The organism is Enterococcus ureasiticus (genome assembly GCF_001730285.1).
GTDB lineage: Bacteria > Bacillota > Bacilli > Lactobacillales > Enterococcaceae > Enterococcus_L > Enterococcus_L ureasiticus.
Genome location: NZ_MIJZ01000013.1, coordinates 1 through 19,676, shown reverse-complemented (window position 1 = coordinate 19,676; position 19,676 = coordinate 1). Strand labels below are relative to the sequence as shown.

The window sequence follows — 19,676 nt, the reverse complement described above, 5'->3', positions numbered from 1 at the left end:
TTAATTTTTATGAAATAGAAAAAAATGTTATATAACAATTAGTATTTAAATAGAAGATATAATTTATTTCAATCTTTAAATAATATTTAGTTTTCTTAAAAAACATCGATTTTTAGAGATCTACTATAATATAAACTAAATTCAATGTTATTAGTGAATATATTCACTAATGTGGTTTTTGAGAATGTAAAAAATGTTATCGTAAAATTGTTTTATTATTAAAACCTAGAAATAATTATTTGTGTTTTAAAGAAAGAATCAATATTTTTTTGTGTTAGTAAAGATTTTTTTTAGATTTAAAAAATTGTATAAAAATAATAAATGAAGTACGATTGTGATATATATAATTATTATTTATTTGAACTGAGGGGAGTGTGGCAAAAAAATGATAAAAAAGTTTAATTATGTAATTTTTATATGTTTAGTTGCTTTTATAAGTTTAATGCCATTGTTTTTATCTGTTACTTCACAAGCGGATTCAAAAAATGATTCTTTTGAAGAAGTCGAATTAATTAACTCGGAAGACTTATTTAGTAGAGTTGAGTATGTAGAATCAGGTGCAACGATTTCATGGAAGCTTTTTGTGACAAAAGAAGCAAATTTGTCAAATAGAAGTCTTTCAATCGGAATCTATACTGAAGGGACTGCTTTGGAGGCTCCAATAATGTTGGCAACACCGGAAGCTATTTTCGTTAATAAAAAAAATAGATTTGAAGAAATTGAAAAATCAAAAGAAAAAGCAAGCTATGTTTTTGAATTTACTACGGAAAAAAACGAAAGAAGAGCAGATGGAAAGTTGACTATTGAACTTAAGCTGTCATCCTTTAATGAGAATGGTGATGAAAAGGTTGTTATTGACGGGGAAACAGCAGGCCATTTTGTGATTACGCCTAAGCCTCTTGAAAACGTTGGGAACGAGACAAGTAATGACCAAGAAAAAGCAACGATTATAAGTGGAGAAGAATCAGAAAGTGAGTCTAAAACATATAACAAAATAACAGAACAATCACTTCGTTTACCAGAAATTACGCTGCCGATAGATGAGAATGTCTTTCCCGCTTTAAAAGGTCAATCAATTTTAGCAGAAATAGAACCTTATTTCACAAATGTGAGCCTAGAAGACCCGTTTGCATACTTAACAGATACTTTAGGGAAATATCAAGGGCATAACAATGGGATAAATCAAGGGACAGAAGTTCGAAATTATAACTACAGCCAACTTGATACAACAGCTTTAATTACAGGCCGAGATCGCCCCACGATTGTAAAACATCCTACGATGACTGGAAAAACATTAGATTTTACAACTGGCTATCACGGATATTCAGGAGCCTATTTAAAAAAATGGGCTGAACCGGCTAGAGATCAGAATAATGTTATTACCGATCCAACTCTTTTTAATATCTATTTAGAAGTGATTGGAGATGTGAACACAGTCACAGTACCTATCGATATTATCTTGGTTTTAGACAAGTCTGGGAGTATGGATGAATCAATCGGAAGTGAGACGAAGGATACACAGTTAAGGACATCTGTCCGAAATTTTTCTAATAGTTTATTGACTGCTGGTTTAGATATAAAAATCGGACTAGTTAATTATGGCTCAACGAGTGGTGACGGTGATGGCGGAACACCATATTCTCAAACAGAAGCATTGACCGCGACTGCTACAACGATCAATAACAGTACAGTTTTAACAAGGAATCCAGTTGGATATACGCCAACGTCTTTAGGTCTAACTAATGGACTAACCGCATTATATGGTACAGGATCTAGAGCTGCTGCTAAGAAAATTATGGTGTTTTTAAGTGATGGGGCACCAACAAAATTTTATAAACCAGTTGAGGTTCGCAGTCGTTTAGTAGGTCCACCAGTAGGAGCTTATACAGCTTGGGGAGAATATTTAGCGACGAATAACGGAACGACCCCAGGTGTTAGTGCAGGACCTTTATATAATTATGACGGAACCACAATTGCTGCGAATGAAAAATTTCCAAACCGTTTTGTCTCTACCACTGGCTTACCAGCTCTTTCTGCTGATGGCAAAACCCAGTATGATTATCGTTGGGGCGGGTATCAATGGTTAGGAACAGGATACTCAGGTGATGGAAATGGAAAACTGGGTATGATTTATACACTGGGACATGCAAATTGGTTGTTTAATCAAGATCCTAAATATGCCAATATTTCACTTTATAGTATCGGTTTAGGAATTGGTGGTACAGATGAAATTTCAGTCATGGGCCGAAACACTTTGAAGAATTTAGCTAAAAATGTCAACAATTATTATAGCGCAGACACTCAGGGACAATTAGTCACTATTTTTTCAAATATTGCTGCAAATATAGTTAAAACAGTGCAAACAGCTCACGTGGTAGATCCGCTTGGAAATGCAGTGTCATTAGTGGGAGAACCGAAAATAGATTCCTTTTCGGTAACAGCAACAGGAAACACTGCCTGGGCTGGAACAACAGCTACCAATCCCAAACAATTTGTTACGTTGACTAAGTCAGCTGGAAATAGAGGATTGGAATGGCAAGGAATTATGTTAGGGAAAAACGAAGGACTTCGCTTTTCCTATCAAGTGCAATTAAATGAGCCCTATCAATCAGGGCTATTCCAACAAGCAAATGCTGCTACGTATTTGGAGAATGGAACGACCTCGACGGGTCCACCATATGACACAACCAATCGACTACATTTTGCAATTCCTTCTGTTCGTTATAAAGGATTGACCAGTATTAAAGTCAAAAAAATTTGGTCAGATGCTGACAATACATGGAGCTTACGGACACCTGTTACTTTGCAATTACAGCGAGCCGCAGGGACAGGAACCTATCAAAATGTTGATGGGAAAAATTTAACGATACAGCCAACGGCAACTGGAAATCAACTAGAAACAACATTTTCTGGACTTGAAAAATTTGATGCTACTGGTCAACGATATACCTATCAAGTAATTGAAAATGCAGTTCCGAACGGCTATAGTCCCCCGGTGTACTCAGATCAGAATTTGACTGCAACAAATACGTTATTAACGACAAGTGTTTCTTTTAAAAAAGTAGGACATGATGGACAAACACCATTACCTAACATTACCTTTGAGCTAACTGCTCCAAACGGTAAAAAAGTCCAAGCAATTTCTGATGTTGCTGGAACGGTCACATTTACAGGAATACCAATTGGTACACATTCGATTACTGAAGTGACGACACCAAGTGGTTACCAGCCAATTCCAGCATTCAAAGTAGTAGTCACAAAAACAACGGATACTGCACTAGGGAAAACGTATGATATGACAGGCATCAATGCTGAAATGTTTAAATTAACAGGTCAAGATCTTACATTAGTGAATCGTTATCAAAAAGGAAAATTTACATTTAAGAAAGTTGGGAATGATGGAATAAAACCATTAAGTCAAGTGAAATTTTCTTTATTACAAAATAGTCAACTTGTAAAAGAAGCAACTTCTGCTACTGATGGAACGGTACTATTCGACGATATTTATCCAGGGAGCTATACGCTAAGGGAAATAAGCACGGTCAATGGCTATAGTTTAATTGGTGATTTGAATTTAGTTGTTACAAAAGATAAAACTGGGGCTAATGAATTTATTGTACAGGGATTACCGACGGGAGCAATCGTCACAAACAGACTAAAGAACTTCAAGTTATCATTAAATAAAGTGGCAGTTGATAATGCCCAAAAAGCAATTAAAGGAGCAGAATTCACACTTTATCAGAATGGAATGGTACTTGAAAAACAACTATCTGCTGCAGATGGAAAGGTGAATTTCTCCCAAACTCTTGAGCCGGCAAAAAACTATACGGTTAAAGAAACAGCTGTACCTAAAGGTTATCTACCGATTACAGGTACCTTTACAATTCAAGTCAAAGCAGATGGAAATATTGTGATTGATTACAACGGCACCGTACTAACTGCTCAAAATGGTCAATTAGCTGTCTCGTTGACAGGTGGAACAGAAAACAACACCATTCAGTATACTGTAACAAATGATCCTAAAAGACCACTACCGCGTACCGGTGGTTCAGGAATTTATGCAGTAGTTACGTCAGGTATTGCAGCCATGTCTTTAGGCATCTTTATCTACCAAGTACGAGGTAGGAAGGAGGAGAACGGACATGGAAGCTAGAATACGATTTCTTGCTCTTGGGCTAGTCAGTTGTTTGCTGTTGATTGTCAGTTTGGGATTCAGACAACACGTTCAAGCTGCTGAAAATGAACAAACATTTGTTATTCACAAACGCGTTTATCAAAATAAAAACGAGCTGCCAATTATTAAAAGTTCAGAAAAATTAGAGGAAGATTCACCTTTGTTGAAGGACTCTACAGGAATCAATGGCGCAATATTTACGGTTTATGACGTAACGAAAGAGTATTGGCAACTAGCGACTGAAGGGAAAACGAATGAAGAAATTTTAACATTACTGCAAGAAACTGCACAGGAAATAATGAACGAATCAAATAAGCGAGCAGAAAAAACAACGTCCGATGATCCTACATTTGGTGCAGGGATTGCTACATTTTCTCTAGCTGAAAAAGTGATATTAGATGGACAAGAAAAATATGCGGTTTACTTATTTCATCAACGTTTTTCACCTTTAAGTGAAGACACTACAAAACTTACGGCAGTTGTTGTGGGCTTGCCGAACGAGTCCAGTGGTGATGAACAGTCGATTATACATTTATATCCAAAAAGTAGATTAAATGAGCACATTAAACTGAATAAGAAATTAAATGAAGAAAAACAAAATTTTGCGTATGGTGAGCGAATAAACTATGTAATTGATAGTACAATTCCTGAAAATATCTTCTACCTAGCTAGCTATAAAATGACAGATATTTATGATGCGCCACTAGATTATGTATCGGATTCAATTCAAATATATCTTGATGGAGTAAACCTTACATCATTGTTCACTTTTACAGTCGACGAAACCACAAATAAAATGACTTTAGAAATAACAGGGGACAAACTACGAGAAAATAATATAAATGCTGGTGCTTCTGTAAAAGTAGAATATCAAATGGTGTTAAACGGGCAATCAGAACCAGATATTTATTATAAAAATGTCGTTCGATTAACGACGTTATTCAATCAATTTAGGGTATTAAATGCAATTGAACTGCCAGAACTTGTAGCAGAAGCATTACCAGTTACAACAGCAGGAAAAAATTTTATCAAATCGGATATGGATGATCAAAAAAAAGGACTCGAAAATGCCGTTTTTCTAGTCAAAAATATGAAAGGAGAATACTTGGTCAGAGATAAAGACATATACAGCTGGCAAAAGAATAAGACTGGTAGCTATGAAGTTACTTCAGATCAAGAAGGGCATTTCGTGGTTAAAGGGCTAGGTTATGGAACGTATTTATTGGAAGAAATAAAAGCACCAGTAGGCTATAAATTGTTAGATAAAGATGTATCTTTCAAAATGGAAGAAGGAGCTTATCAATTAGGAAATCAAAAAGTAAGTCCATTAAAGATTATGAATGCAAAAGTCACAACGACAAGTAGTGATGATTCCAAAACATCGGTTAAACCAAAAAGAACTGATTTTCCTAAGATGGGAGAAATCGTTTCAACTAGTTTGGTAATTATTGGTATGTGTATCATTATTGGAGCGAGCGTTTACTTAATAAGGAGGAGAAAGAAATGAAACAGATGAATTTAAAGCACATTCAATTTGTAGTTACACTGTTTCTTGCAACATTATTTTTAGTTGGTTTTGGGGAACAATTATTCATAAAAGCTGAGGCAGCAGACACAAGAACAGTTATTTTACACAAAAAGAAATTTTCACAAGCGCAGACACCTGTTCAAAATACGGGGAAATTAATGGTAGCACTTGATTCAGTGGAAGGACTAAATGGGATTGAATTTAAAGTTTACGATATCTCTACAGAATTTTATGCCTTAGTTGCGTCAGGTAAAACAGTCGAAGAAGCACAAGCGCAAGTGGCAACCACAACAGTGGGCACAAAAACACCAGTTAGCACAGGAACAACAGCAACAGTTGATGGAAAAGTTGGAGAGGTTTCCTTTAACTTAGAATCTGTCGTTGGTGGGAAAAATGCTGTATATTTGATCGTTGAAACACCAAAAGCAGGCGTTGATACAGCTGCAAACCTGGTTGTGGCATTTCCAGTATATGAAATAGTGGGAACTGAAGCAGGAAGTCTTACTTATGGCGATGTGGAATTAACAACGGTTCATCTTTATCCGAAAAACGTTGTGTTAAGAGGGAAATTAGAAGTAGAAAAAAAATCAACGGTTGCAGGTAAATCTGTAGAAGGCGCTAAATTTGTGATTCATCGAAATAGTAATTATGGAGTAGCAGGGACAGAATATTATAAAGAATTAAAAGCAAATGGCATTGTAGACTGGACAACAAACGCTGCACAAGCAAAAGAGTTTGTAATAACAAATAGTAAGTTTCAAGCAGAAGGATTAGAATTTGGCAACTACTATTTTACTGAAACAGTTGCTCCAACAAATCATGGAATCATTAACAGTGAGACAGTTAACCGTCCGTTTACAATTGATGCAGAAAACAGGAATGTTTCATTTACTGACGAAAAAGCTGTATTGAATGATGGAATCAGTATTGATAAATCAACAGGAAAAAATACTGCTGGTGGGTATGACTTTAACATTGGGGAAAAAATTCTATATACTATTACGATTCCAGTTCCATTGGGGATCGCAGATAAATTGAGCGATGGAACTAATCGTTACAAAGAATTTAAGATTAAAGATACTCACGACAGCCAGTTAAGTTTTGAAAATGCTGAATATGAAATAAAAGTAGATGGCTCACAATATACAGGTAGTGCATATACATTAACCCCTGGAACCAATGGCTTTGAAGTGAAATTGAATGATGGCTTCCAAGAACTTTTAAAAGGCAAAAATGAGATCGTATTTACTTATTTTATGACCTTAAATAAAAATGTTACTCTTCAATCAGCGTATAAAAACAATGCTGTGGTTACTACTGATTTTGAAACAGCCACAGCCACAGCGGAACCGGTATTAACTTATGGTAAAAGATTTATTAAAGTTGATGCGGATCAAAATAATAAACCACTAGCTGGCACAGTATTTGTTGTTAGATCTGCTGATTCTGATACAGCTAGCTATTTAAAACAAGTCGCAGAGGGCGGACTAATAACGAAATCAGAGTGGACTGCAAATACTGCTGATCGAACTGAATTTGTGACGGATGCTACAGGAATAGTTGATATCTTAGGGCTAAAATCAGGGGACTATTGGTTGGAAGAAGTTACTGCACCGGCAGGATATGTAAAGCTATCTACACGGGTTAAATTTACTGTTAACGCGAATTCCTATTATGATGGTGAAAATATCTTATCAACAAATGTCATTAATAAACACAAAGGAACCTTGCCTGTTACAGGTGGTATGGGAATATATCTTATCATTGGATTAGGGATTACAGCGATGATGGGTTCTGGTGTTTGGTATTTAAAAAGAAAAGATTTGACACCAAACAAATGAAAATTTTAAGGAGGACAAGACAGTGAACAAGCGAGTCAGAATTTCTTCTGTTTTCATCGCAGTATTTTTTGTAGGTGGACTCGCTCTTGTCTTGTATCCCTTTATTTCAAATGAGCTGAACAATTATCTGGATAACCAGCTAATTACATTTTATCAACAGCAAGCTAATCAGCAAAATGCAAAAGAGCTGGCTGAAGCAAAACAAAAATGGCAAGCCAAAAACGAACAACTATTAAAAGAAGCAAACAGCCAAAAGATCGGTAGTGACCCATTCTCCGAAAAAGAAAGCGAGAAAAAAGTCAATGAGAAAAGCTATTTAGAGAAGCATACAATTGCCTTTATTGATATTCCTAAAATCAATGTAAGTTTGCCAATTTTTAATGGAACGAACGATCTTTTATTAGAAAAAGGAGCAGGTCTTTTGGAAGGAACTTCGTATCCTATAGGTGGTGCTGGCACCCATTCTGTGATTACAGGGCATCGAGGCTTAATTTCGGCAAAACTATTTACGGATCTGCCTAACCTAAAAAAAGAAGATACGTTTGTTATTATGATAGCTAAAGAAAAGCACGCGTACAAGATTGATCAGATACGTGTAGTGGAACCAGATGATACGGAGCTACTTAGAGTTGTTGATGGAAAAGATTATGTCACATTATTGACATGTACACCATTTATGGTAAATTCTCATAGGTTACTAGTTCGGGGGCATCGAGTACCATATACTGAGAAGATCGAAAATGACCTAAAAAAATCTACGAAAAATCAAATAAGGTCAGGGTATATCCTTCTAAGTGTACTCATTTTAATTATTCTAATAATCTATCTATTTATCAGAAAAAAACGAAAGTCACAGAAGAAAAACGAAGAGTTCTCGACTTAAAACTTTTCAATATTTTTGAAAAAGTAATGCTGAAATATAATTTTTTTTAAAAGCGGAATTTGAAGCTGCTTCTAGTTCTGCCATTTATTTAAATTAAGGTGAGTGGGGGATAACTCGGAGAGTTATGTCCACTCACTTTTTGTTCATAGTTGAAAATTATAGGTACATCTCTGTAATTGATGCTTGATCATTTACTGCTTCAGCAGATTTTCCTTCAAAAACAGTGAGCAATGCTTGAATAGCTTTGTGCTTAATCCAGTTGTAGGTTTATCTAGTAGGAAAAAAAGATAAATTTATCACATCAAAAGAGTTAATAAAATTACTCAAAGAAGAAATCGAATTAGGGGAATTTATTGTTAAAGAATATACAATTAAATATTTATGAATGTAGAAGTTTAGATAATTGAGGAAGCTACTATTATTAGTTGTTTCTTTTGTTTGATTCCATTATAATTAATTGTTTATTCATGATATTCTCATTTCACTCTTCTTTTTAAGTGAATAATAGACTATACTATAGAAATGAATGGAATTTTGCTGGAATGGGTTTCATGTATTTTTAATATTATCTAACTACGCGGGCTAGCTTCTTAGAAAAAAGATAAAAATGGATTGTCGCAAAAAGTGCGACTTTCGATTTTTCCTATTTTTCAGACGAAGCAGAGCGAGTCTAGTATGCTTTTAATGTTATCGAGCTCATTCTGCTTATTATTTTAAGGAGGGACTTATGGAGAAGAAGGAACAAAAAAGAACAGGGTTGTTGCTGATCGCATTATTTTTAGGCTATACAATGGTTTATATTGATAAGCTTTCAGTAGGGTATTCACTGATTCCAATTTCCACTGAATACGGGTTAGATCCAGCAGCAAAAGGAATGATCATGAGTGCTTTTTTCCTTGGCTATGCAATTATGCAGATTCCCATGGGACTAGTAATCAATAAAGTTGGATCACGAATGGTTTTGATTGGATCGGTTTTAGGAATGGGATTATTTGCGTTTCTATTTGGTTTTGGTGCATCATTGATCATGTTTGTATCGGTTCGTTTTTTAACTGGATTATTAGCTCATTCAGGCTATGCTTCTTCAGCTAGCAAAGAAGTTACTATGAATTTTCCACCAGAAAAACGGACATTTGCCCAAGGACTTTTATTATCCTCTTCTGGAGTAGCAAGTTTTATTGGTCCGTTGGCCTTGTCACCTATTATTACAAAAACAGGCTGGCGAAATGCTTATCTTATTTTAACTATTTTAGCAGTTGTAATTGCCATTGTCTTAATTTTAGCGATTCCTAGAAATGAAAAGAAAAAAGAAAAAACTCAAGCAATTGCAACTAAGACGGATAAAATTTCAATTTTTGTGATTTGGTCAGATATTCGAGTATGGATTTTATTCCTGAGTACATTTTTTATCAACAGCTTATTATACGGTTTGTCCAACTGGTTACCAAGCTTCTTGACTGGAGAACGAGGGCTGGATTTAAATGGTGCTGCTATAGTTAGTAGTGTAGGCGGCTTGTTCATGTTGATTGGTTCGATTGGCGGTAGTTATGTCGTTGGAAAATACTTCCAGCACGCGGAAAAAACAATTGTCGCTATTACTGTAGTTTTAGGTGCTATTTCAGCATTTGGCTCGTATTATATTGAAAATATAGTTTTATTAGCAATCGTCATGGGCTTAGCAAACCTCTTCTTGATTATTTCGTTTGTAACGATGATGAGTATTCCACTAAGAATTTTTGATGGGGCAAAATTTGCACCAAGTTATGGAACACTAGCAACTGGAGGAATTTTAGGTGGGTTTGTTTCGCCGACTGTTATTGGAAAGCTTGTTGAAGTATCGAACGGCCAATATATTTCAACATTTATCTTCTTTTTAGTAGTGGGCTTACTGACAGCTGTAACGATTATGTTTATTAAACAAAAGTAAAAGGAGAGATGTAACATGACTAACATTCAAGAACAAATGCCTCAAACAGATATGATTAAATGGAGAAGACACTTACATCGTCATCCGGAACTATCTTTTCATGAAGTAGAAACAGCTAAATATATTAAAGATATCTTGACTGGATTTCCTAATTTAGAAGTCAGTACATTAACAGAAAACAGTGTAATTGCTATTTTAAAAGGCAGTAAACCTGGTAAAACAATTGCATTACGAGCAGACATTGATGCACTACCGATCATGGAAGAATCAGACGTGGATTTCCCATCAGAAAATCCTGGTGTGATGCATGCGTGCGGACATGACACACATACAGCAATGCTTTTAGGGGCAGTTAAAGTCTTGACAGAGATGCAAGATGAAATTGCTGGTACTGTGAAATTTATCTTCCAACCAGCAGAAGAAGAACCGCCAGGTGGTGCAAAATTATTAGTTGAAGCGGGTATCATGGATGATGTCGACATGATCTTTGGCTTACATATCGCTCCAAATGTTCCAGTTGGTATGATCGGTACAAGAAAAGGACCAGCTAGTGCAGCTTCTGATGTCTTTAAACTGAAAATCCAAGGAAAAGGCTCCCATGGATCAACACCAGAGCTTTCTGTAGATCCAATCATGATCGGTGTAGAAATCATCAACAATTTAAATAATATTGTTTCAAGAAACATCAGTCCTTTTGATAATGCGGTAATTTCCATTGGTGAGTTTAATGCTGGTATAACAGCGAATGTTATTCCTGATACAGCAAAAATTCAAGGAACCGTCCGCACCAATAATAAAGACGTTCGTGTGTTTATCAAAAAACGGATTGAAGATATTATTGATGGTGTTTGTAAGATGCACGATGCGACGTATGAGTTAGATTATTTACTTGGGTATAGCGAAGTAAATAATGATAGTGATGCAACTGACCTTGTAATAGCAGCCGCTGAAAAAGTTGTAGGGAAAGAGAAAATGTTTGAAGCCCCTAAAATGATGGGTGGCGAAGATTTCTCAGCATATACGGATGTAAAGCCAGGCTCTTTCTTTATTTTAGGTGGCGGAACAGCAGCAGAAGATTGCGGATATATGAATCATCATCCAAAATTTAAAATAATGGAAGACTGTTTCCCAGTAGGTTCTGGGATGCACGCCCAGATTATTTTGGATATTCTGGGACAAGGATAAATTTTAGAGAAAGGACTTTAACAATTACGTTAAGGTTCTTTTTATTTCAATGAAATTCTTAAATGAACAAAACCAAAACATTAAAATGTAATCTACACCAAAAGAGCGGTATACTAAGACCAAGTAGTTAAAATACCTAAAAAAGGATTGGTTAAAATGGAAGCGAAAAAACCTAGAATTTTTACAATGTCTTTTGCAAGTGTTTACCCGCTCTATATTAAAAAGGTAGAAAAAAAGGGTAGAACGAAAGCAGAAGTCGATGAAATCATCTTTTGGCTAACGGGTTATGATGAGGTAACACTAAAAAAACAAATAGAGACCGAAGTCGATTTTCAAACGTTCTTTGACGAAGCACCAGAGATAAATCCCAATGTTTCAATGATCAAAGGTGTGATCTGCGGTTATCGTGTGGAAGAGATAGAAGATGAGTTAATGCAGAAAATTAGATACATGGATAAATTGGTCGATGAATTAGCTAAGGGAAAAGCAATGGAGAAAATATTGAGAAAATAACTAATAAAAATAAATAATTTTTAGAAACGGTCCTATCATTTTAAGCTAGAAAGCATCTAGCAATCATATTTGATAGGGCTTTTTCTCTATTTAAATGTGTTGAGAATTCTGATATAAATTGCTTAAGGTATGAAAAAAATAAAAAAAAGTGATAATAACTAAGATGACGTAACATTGAAATTGCTTTTTAAATTCGCCTTAATATGTGATATTTAAAATAACAACGACAGGAGGGACAAACATGAAGGAACACATTTTTTACGATTGTCGAGTAAATAGCTTCTTTGATGAAGTAAATGTCTCGGCAAATCAAATGGTAGAATTAGGGCTAAATGGACTTGTTACGTAGTTTTTTGTGTGTAGAGCTATAGAAAATTTTATGCATAAAAAACGTTTTGAAGGTAGGGAGATAGTTTATGGAAATTGGAAAATTGTTGAAAATCCGCAGAGAGCAAAAGAATTTAACTCAGCAACAAGTTGCTGCAAAATTTCATGTAACAAGACAAACTGTCTCACGTTGGGAAAATGAAAAATCTTATCCCAATATTGATACTCTGGTTGAACTAAGTTTCTTTTTTGATTTTTCTCTTGATGAAATTTTAAAAGGGGAAGATTTGCAGGTCGGTGAAGTAGTGGAAAAGGCGGATGATTCTTTAGAATAAGAAGAGTTAGCTAAACGTTGAAGAGTAAAAGAACTAGCCTACATGTGAGTGTAATAACTCTTACATGCAGGCTTTCTTTTGGGTTAGACGTCATTTTCATATCCAGTTGGATGAGTCGTATGCCATTTCCAGACACTATCAATGATTGAATTTAAATCAGTGTATTGAGGTTTCCAACCTAAAACCGATTCGATTTTTTTACTTGAAGCAATCAAAGAATGAGGATCACCTTCTCTACGATTGCCGTATTTTACAGGGATCTTTTTCTGCGTATACTCTTCGACTTTATTAATAATTTCCAATGTTGAAAAACCCGTCGAGCTGCCGACATTGAAAATAGTACTTTCTTTTCCTTCTAGTAAATAATTCATCGCCAATAAATGAGCATTAGCTAAATCCACCACATGAACATAATCCCTGACTGTTGTCCCATCTTTCGTATCATAATCATTTCCAAAAATGGTAATAAAGTCTCTTTTGCTTAGAGGAACTTCTAAGACGATAGGAATCAAATGGGTTTCGGGTTGATGATCTTCACCGATTGCCCCAGATAAATCAGCCCCAGCCACATTGAAATAGCGCAATACGACATAATTGATATCATAGGCAGTATGGCACCACTGAATGATCTTTTCCATCATCCGTTTACTTTCCCCGTAAGGATTCTTAGGGATGGTCTCATTATCTTCTGTGATTACCTTTTCTGAAGTATCTCCGTAAACCGCGGCGGTGGAAGAGAAGATGATCGTTTTTACAGCAAATTCATTCATGACTTCTAAAAGAGTTATCAGACCTGAAACATTATTATCGAAATAGAGTAAAGGATCTTTCATGGATTCTTCTACAGACGAATTAGCGGCAAAATGAAACACAACATCAAAGGAGGTCTCGGTGAAAAGATTTCTAAGTAAGGGTTTGTCTTTTACATTTCCTTTGATGAAAATTGCTGGTTCGGTTACAGCTTTGGCGTGTCCTGTTTGTAGATTATCTAGAACGACGACTTTGTGGTTTGAGTCTATTAATTGTTTGACGATATGTGAGCCGATGTAGCCTGCTCCTCCGACGACTAAAATATTCATGGTAACCTCCTGAATTAAGAGCTAGTCCTTTATTGAAAAAAATAGTTGTATCTGCTTTCATTATAAGTTATCAAAATTTATATGCATAGATTCAGCACTTGTAGTTATGAAATCATTAATAAATTAAGATCTATCTTGAAAAAACAAGTACTAAAAAAGTTTAAATAAAAACCTTTTTTAGTTTTTTGGTGATGTATAAGTTGTGCTGCCTTGAAAATTCTAAGGAAGATTATGAGAATTTAGATGGTTCTAAAAAAAGATCATCGATAAAGTATTCGAAAAAAATAAATAATTTTGGGAAGCTAATCTACCTTTTAATGCTTATATAAATAATCTATAGCCCAAAAACAATTGGTGTATTGTCAGCTATTTTTTGTGAATACTTACAATATAAACTAGAATCTTTTCAATACGGAAAACAATCACGTTACTTAAAGGTTAGTCTAGTTAATAAGTTGTCGTTGATTAGTTACTTATGGTATGCTTAAGCCGTAGTAAAGTGTAAGTTAAAACTATTAACAGAAGACAAAAAGCGTTATTTACAGCAAATATTAGATAAAGTAATGAAAGGAAGTATTTAATTGGCAGAAGCAAAATTTGAAGAGGCTTTAATTAAAAAGCTTGAATCTGTGGGGTGGACTTATCTCAAGGATTTCTCCAACGTCAGTATAAAAAAAATCGAACAACATTGGCGTGATATTTTAAATGAAAAGAACGCCCATAAGCTAAACGGAATACCGTTATCTGATATTGAATTTGGATTGATACTTCAAGAGTTACAACGCATACGTACACCTTATGACGCTCAAATTTTATTAGTAGGTGCTGGTGGAGTGGGCTCTATCCCAATTACTCGTGATGATGGGTCTAGTCTAGAAGTTGAAATCTTTTATGATGATGTTGGAGGTGGGCGATCTCGCTATGAAATTGTCACTCAAGTAAGATTTGACGATTTGCCCAAAGGTTTGACGACGAAACGAATTATTGATATAGCTCTGCTTATCAACGGAATTCCAGTTGGACATATTGAGGAAAAAGATGAACATTTACAAAATCAATGGAGTGCTTTTGAGCAGTTGAAGGGTTACCATGGTGATGGTTTGTACGAAGGTTTATTTGCATTTGTACAAGTTCAATTTATAATGAGCCAACATTCAGCTCATTATTTTGCTCGACCAAACTCATTTGAACATTATAATAAAACCTTTGTGTTTGGTTGGCGTGATGAAAATAATAAAGACGTCACAGATGCCTTTGAGTTTGCTCATCAAGTATTGGGAATTCCTGCGTTTCATCGCTTAATCACGGTTAATATGATTCCTGATGCATCAAACGACAATTTGATGGTTATGCGTAGTTACCAAATTCAAGCAACTCGAGAAATTATCCAGCGTATGAAAGAAATGGAAGCAAGTGGTCTTGTTCAAAAGGAAGGTGGTTATATTTGGCACACAACTGGATCAGGAAAGACGGTCACATCTTTTAAAGTTGCTCAGTTGTTAGCATCAGCCCCTAGAATTCGGAATGTGCTATTCATCGTAGATCGTGTGGACTTGATTGATCAAACTCTTGATAATTTTAAAGATTTCGCTTATATGCATTTTAAAAAGCGTATTAAAAAAGTTAACGGTCAGGAATTAAAGAAAGAATTAAAACATAAAGGTGCATCACAAATATTACTAATTTCTGTTCAAGGACTAACAAAAGCTGTTAAGCGTGGGTTAGAAAATGATGACTGGAATGTCATCATTATGGATGAAGCCCATCGAAGTGCGAGTGGTGACTCGGTGCAGTTAATCAAAAAAGCGTTCAAAAAAACGACATGGTTTGGTTTTACAGGAACTCCTAATTTCTATAGTGATGAAATCAACGATGTGAAAACAACTCGTGATATATCTACACACGATATTTTTGGTAAGCGTCTGCATACTTATACAATTAAAGATGCAATTGGCGACGGAAATGTCCTAGGATTTGATGTAACGTATTTCAAACCTCATTGGGTTATTGAGCATCCTCAAGATAATTTCTCTGAAAAAGACTATGAAAAAGAAGTCTATCAAAGTGATGTTTATCGTCAAGAAGTAGTACAAGATATTCTTGATAACTGGAAAAAAACTTCAAGTGGTGCATTGAATGCAGGCAGGCGTGAAGAGAATGCTTTTCAAGCAATGTTAGCGGTGTCTGGCAAGCAGGCTGTGGTGCATTACTATAATATTTTTAAAGAGAAAGCACCACAATTAAATATAGCAATGACATTTTCTCATGATGAATCTAATGAATCTGGTACTAAAGAGCAAAACGAAGCGCTAAAGAAAGCAATCAAGGAATATACAGAAAAATTCAATGTACCAAGTATTTTAGATGCAAAATCGCCAACCCGAGCGTATATGTTAGATATCACTAAACGACTGGCTCGTAAGAAGCCATATAACCAAGGTAAAGATGAAGATAGGCTAGATTTAGTGATTGTTTCAGATCAATTGTTAACTGGTTTCGACTCAAAATTTATCAATATGATTTATATGGATAAAATGCTAAAAGAAGGAATGCTCATTCAGGCGATGTCTAGGACTAATCGAGCATTCAATCTCAACAGTAAACCTCACGGAAAAGTACGTTTTTATCGTCAAGGGGACGAAATGCAAGAATTTGTTGAAAACGCATTACGTATCTATACACGAGGAGGAAATGACACCCTTCAAGAAGCGGAAGAAGATGTAGAGAAGCAACCTCCTAAAGAGCTAGAGGATGATGATATTTTAGCTAAACCGCAAAGCCAACAAATAAATGATTTAGAAGAAGCGATTTCAAGATTAAAAGAACTTGCAGACGTTGATTTTAGTCAAGTTCCTCGTGGTCAAAATGATTTAAAAGAATTTGTAAATCTTGGTTTAGCTACACAAAATAAAATTCAACGCTTGGTACAACAGGGGTACGAACTCGGTAGTGAGATTGAAGAGTTGGACGGAAATCGTGAACCAACTGGAAAGATGGTTCGACTTGACATTTCAAGTATTGAAGAATTTGGTGCTTTACAAGCTCGGTTAAATGATTCTAGGGAGAAATTGCCAGAGGGCGAACGTCCTGATCTTACGGAAATCAAAATAGGAATTGAATTCTACCACCATGAAATAATTGATTACGACATGCTAGTGGAACTATTGAATACGTTTATGGATAATAAGTCTGAAACAAATAAAGAAGCAATCGATAAACATATTACACCAATGGATGATGAAAGCCGCCAAGAAATCAAGGAGATTGTGGATGATATCGAAACTGGTGAAATTAATGAACACTTTACAACTGAATCACTTCAAAATACACGCAAGAAATATCGTACTGAACGTCGGGAACTGAAGATTCGTCGTTGGGCAGCCAATCAAGATGTTAATGGAAACCGAATTGTAGAAGCATTTGATTTATTTTTGCCTGGACACACGCTTATTGATAATCCTAAACTTGCAGGTATTGTGCATGAAATTGAAGAAGAAGAAAATATTGGGTTCTTTGGGGCATCAGACTTCGAGGAAGCATTAATGTCATTTTTTAACTCGTTGTAAAAAAATTAGACGATTATTTAAAATATAAGAGAAAGTAGGAATCATCTTAATGGCACTCTCAAAAGAACAAAAAACAAAAATGTGGGCGATGCTTAATCAAACACGTGGACAGATCGGGCTAACTGCATATAAGGATTACATCTTTGGAATATTATTTTATAAATACTTATCTGAAAAGGCCACACATTGGTTAGAAGGTGTATTACGCGGCGAAACATGGAGAAGTGTTTATTCTCAAGATTCTGCTAAGGCTTTGGAGTATATGAAAAAGCATCTTGGTTATGCAATTCAACCAAATGATTTCTTTTCAAATTGGAAAAAAGCAATTGATGAAGATCGTTTTAGTATTGGGATGATGACAGATACATTCGGTCATTTCAATCAACAAATCGCATTAGCTGCGAAAAATGATTTTGAAGGTATATTTGATGGCATGCGTTTTGATAGTGCTGATTTAGGTGCTAATGCTCAAGCTCGTGCCAGTGTGATGATTTCTATGATTGAGCTGTTATCAGCTCCTGAATTTGATTTATCTGGTAGCGAGGACACTGTTTCAGATATTTATGAGTATTTAGTGGCACAATTTGCCACTGTATTAGCATCTGATATGGGACAATACTATACACCAAAAGAAATTTCTGATGTAATGGCTCGAATTTTAACATTCAGTCGAGAAGATAGAGAAACTTTCACGCTCTATGATCCGACTGTTGGATCGGGTTCACTGTTACTTACAACAGCAAGTTATATGGAAAATTCGCATAAACGTGGAATGATTAAATACTTTGGTCAAGAAAAAGATGCAACGCCTTATCGTTTAGCAAGAATGAATTTGATGATGCATGGTGTCGAATATAACGACATTAACATTAATCATGCAGACACGCTTGAAAGCGACTGGCCAGATGGTGTTGTAGACGGGAAAGATAATCCAAGAATGTTTGATGCTGTAATGGCAAATCCACCATATTCGTCTCATTGGGATAGCAAAGATCGTGAAGATGATTTGCGTTGGCGTGAGTATGGTGTTGCACCCAAAACAAAAGCTGATTATGCGTTCTTGTTGCATTGTTTGTATCACTTAGAGGATAGTGGACGTATGGCGATTATTTTACCGCATGGTGTATTATTCCGCGGTGCTGCTGAAGGTCGTATTCGTAAAGCACTAATTGATAAACATCAGATTGAAACTGTAATTGGTTTCCCAGACAAACTATTCTTAAATACATCTATTCCAGTTTGTGTATTAATTTTAAGAAAAAACCGTGTTGAATCAGATATTTTATTTGTTGATGCAAGTAAAGAATTTGAAAAATTGAAAAAACAAAATCAATTACGTATAGAAGATGTTGAGAAGATTGTTGATACTGTGATGAATCGTAAAGAAATAGAAAAATACTCTCATATCGCAACTTTAGATGAAATCAAAGAGAATGACTATAACTTAAACATTCCTCGGTATGTGGATACTTTTGAAGAAGAAGAACCTATTGATATGATAGCATTAGGAAAAGAAATGGTTACATTGAATTCTGAAATTGAAAGGGCCGAAAGTGAGTTCCTATCATTATTGGACGAATTAGCTATTACTCCTGATACAAAAGACATAATCGAAGCTACAAAGGCGGTATTTCGATGAAATATGTGGGAAGAAACGTTCCTGTAGTTCGATTTGACGGCTTTTCTGACGCTTGGGAACAGCGTAAGTTGGGAGAATCTTTTGATTTTCCTGTATCGACGAATTCTTTATCTAGAGCACATTTGAATTATGATGAAGGAGATATCAAGAGTGTTCACTATGGTGATATTTTAGTTAGATATACTTCTATTCTTGAAGTCGAACATGATAAGATTCCATATATCACAAATGGATTATTAGATAAATATAGATCTAACTTACTTGAAAATGGTGATTTGATTTTTGCTGATGCTGCTGAAGATGAAACAGTTGGTAAAGCTGTGGAAGTCAATGGTATTGGTAGTGATAAACTTGTTGCTGGTCTACATACCATTGTAGCTAGACCAAAAGAAAAAAAAGCAAAATATTTTCTAGGATATTATATTAATTCTAATATTTATCATAGACAGCTTTTACGATTAATTCAAGGAACAAAAGTATCATCAATTAGTAAAGGAAATCTGCAAAAAACAACTGTAACTTTTCCTAAAAGCATTGAAGAACAGAAAAAAATTGGCGCCTTCTTTAAGTCTATCGATGATGCTATCGCTCTTCATCAACGTAAGTTAGATACTCTAAAACAGATGAAAAAAGGATTTTTACAGCAGATATTTCCTAAAAATGGTGATAAAGTGCCTGT

At 35.2% G+C, this 19,676-nt stretch carries 12 protein-coding genes; 11 read left to right on the top strand and 1 reads right to left on the bottom strand.

The annotated features are described in order from the left end of the window. Nucleotides 1–385 precede the first annotated feature (385 nt). From BCR21_RS08525 to BCR21_RS08490, 8 genes are all read left to right on the top strand, one after another. Nucleotides 386–4,153 carry a SpaA isopeptide-forming pilin-related protein gene (locus BCR21_RS08525; protein ID WP_069646052.1) on the top strand — a complete coding sequence of 1,256 codons (3,768 nt, stop codon included), beginning with the start codon at nt 386–388 and terminating at the stop codon, nt 4,151–4,153. Then, nucleotides 4,143–5,681: a SpaH/EbpB family LPXTG-anchored major pilin gene (locus tag BCR21_RS08520; protein ID WP_069646051.1), complete on the top strand. Its 1,539-nt coding sequence runs from the start codon at nt 4,143–4,145 to the stop codon at nt 5,679–5,681. Before BCR21_RS08525 ends, BCR21_RS08520 begins: the two co-directional genes overlap by 11 nt. Next, the gene (locus BCR21_RS08515; protein WP_069646050.1) at nt 5,678–7,543 is read left to right on the top strand and encodes a SpaH/EbpB family LPXTG-anchored major pilin; all 1,866 of its coding nucleotides are present in this window, start codon (nt 5,678–5,680) and stop codon (nt 7,541–7,543) included. The genes BCR21_RS08520 and BCR21_RS08515 overlap by 4 nt, the downstream gene beginning before the upstream one ends. A 22-nt stretch (nt 7,544–7,565) precedes the next feature. Further along, the gene (locus BCR21_RS08510) at nt 7,566–8,426 is read left to right on the top strand and encodes a class C sortase (protein WP_069646049.1); all 861 of its coding nucleotides are present in this window, start codon (nt 7,566–7,568) and stop codon (nt 8,424–8,426) included. A 727-nt stretch (nt 8,427–9,153) separates the two neighbouring features. After that, nucleotides 9,154–10,353, top strand: coding sequence for an MFS transporter (locus tag BCR21_RS08505; protein ID WP_069646048.1), 1,200 nt, complete (start codon nt 9,154–9,156; stop codon nt 10,351–10,353). Nucleotides 10,354–10,368: 15 nt separating this feature from the next. Next, the gene (locus BCR21_RS08500) at nt 10,369–11,538 is read left to right on the top strand and encodes a M20 metallopeptidase family protein (protein WP_069646047.1); all 1,170 of its coding nucleotides are present in this window, start codon (nt 10,369–10,371) and stop codon (nt 11,536–11,538) included. Between the two features lie 156 nt (nt 11,539–11,694). Then, on the top strand, nt 11,695–12,051 hold the full coding sequence (locus tag BCR21_RS08495) for a DUF2200 domain-containing protein (protein ID WP_069646046.1): 357 nt from the start codon (nt 11,695–11,697) through the stop codon (nt 12,049–12,051). A 416-nt stretch (nt 12,052–12,467) separates the two neighbouring features. Next, on the top strand, nt 12,468–12,713 hold the full coding sequence (locus BCR21_RS08490) for a helix-turn-helix transcriptional regulator (protein ID WP_069646045.1): 246 nt from the start codon (nt 12,468–12,470) through the stop codon (nt 12,711–12,713). Between the two features lie 83 nt (nt 12,714–12,796). Here BCR21_RS08490 and galE read toward each other — a convergent pair whose 3' ends face one another. After that, nucleotides 12,797–13,792: a UDP-glucose 4-epimerase GalE gene (gene galE, locus BCR21_RS08485; protein WP_069646044.1), complete on the bottom strand. Its 996-nt coding sequence runs from the start codon at nt 13,790–13,792 to the stop codon at nt 12,797–12,799. 581 nt (nt 13,793–14,373) lie between these two features. On the opposite strand from galE, the gene BCR21_RS08480 reads away from it, so the two are divergent. The 3 genes from BCR21_RS08480 to BCR21_RS08470 form a co-directional block, all read left to right on the top strand. Continuing rightward, complete coding sequence (locus tag BCR21_RS08480) at nt 14,374–17,358, top strand: type I restriction endonuclease subunit R (protein ID WP_069646043.1); 2,985 nt, start codon at nt 14,374–14,376, stop codon at nt 17,356–17,358. Between the two features lie 49 nt (nt 17,359–17,407). Next, nucleotides 17,408–18,997 carry a type I restriction-modification system subunit M gene (locus tag BCR21_RS08475; protein ID WP_069646042.1) on the top strand — a complete coding sequence of 530 codons (1,590 nt, stop codon included), beginning with the start codon at nt 17,408–17,410 and terminating at the stop codon, nt 18,995–18,997. Further along, nucleotides 18,994–19,676, top strand: a 683-nt coding sequence (locus BCR21_RS08470) for a restriction endonuclease subunit S (RefSeq protein WP_139125637.1), incomplete at its 3' end; no start/stop codon positions are given. The genes BCR21_RS08475 and BCR21_RS08470, both read left to right, overlap by 4 nt.

Excerpts from the sequence above, each read along its gene's own strand:
- BCR21_RS08525 (WP_069646052.1), top strand. The coding sequence starts at position 386 with ATGATAAAAAAGTTTAATTATGTAATTTTTATATGTTTAGTTGCTTTT.
- BCR21_RS08520 (WP_069646051.1), top strand. The coding sequence starts at position 4,143 with ATGGAAGCTAGAATACGATTTCTTGCTCTTGGGCTAGTCAGTTGTTTG.
- BCR21_RS08515 (WP_069646050.1), top strand. The coding sequence starts at position 5,678 with ATGAAACAGATGAATTTAAAGCACATTCAATTTGTAGTTACACTGTTT.
- BCR21_RS08505 (WP_069646048.1), top strand. The coding sequence starts at position 9,154 with ATGGAGAAGAAGGAACAAAAAAGAACAGGGTTGTTGCTGATCGCATTA.
- BCR21_RS08500 (WP_069646047.1), top strand. The coding sequence starts at position 10,369 with ATGACTAACATTCAAGAACAAATGCCTCAAACAGATATGATTAAATGG.
- BCR21_RS08495 (WP_069646046.1), top strand. The coding sequence starts at position 11,695 with ATGGAAGCGAAAAAACCTAGAATTTTTACAATGTCTTTTGCAAGTGTT.
- BCR21_RS08490 (WP_069646045.1), top strand. The coding sequence starts at position 12,468 with ATGGAAATTGGAAAATTGTTGAAAATCCGCAGAGAGCAAAAGAATTTA.
- galE (WP_069646044.1), bottom strand. The coding sequence starts at position 13,792 with ATGAATATTTTAGTCGTCGGAGGAGCAGGCTACATCGGCTCACATATC.
- BCR21_RS08475 (WP_069646042.1), top strand. The coding sequence starts at position 17,408 with ATGGCACTCTCAAAAGAACAAAAAACAAAAATGTGGGCGATGCTTAAT.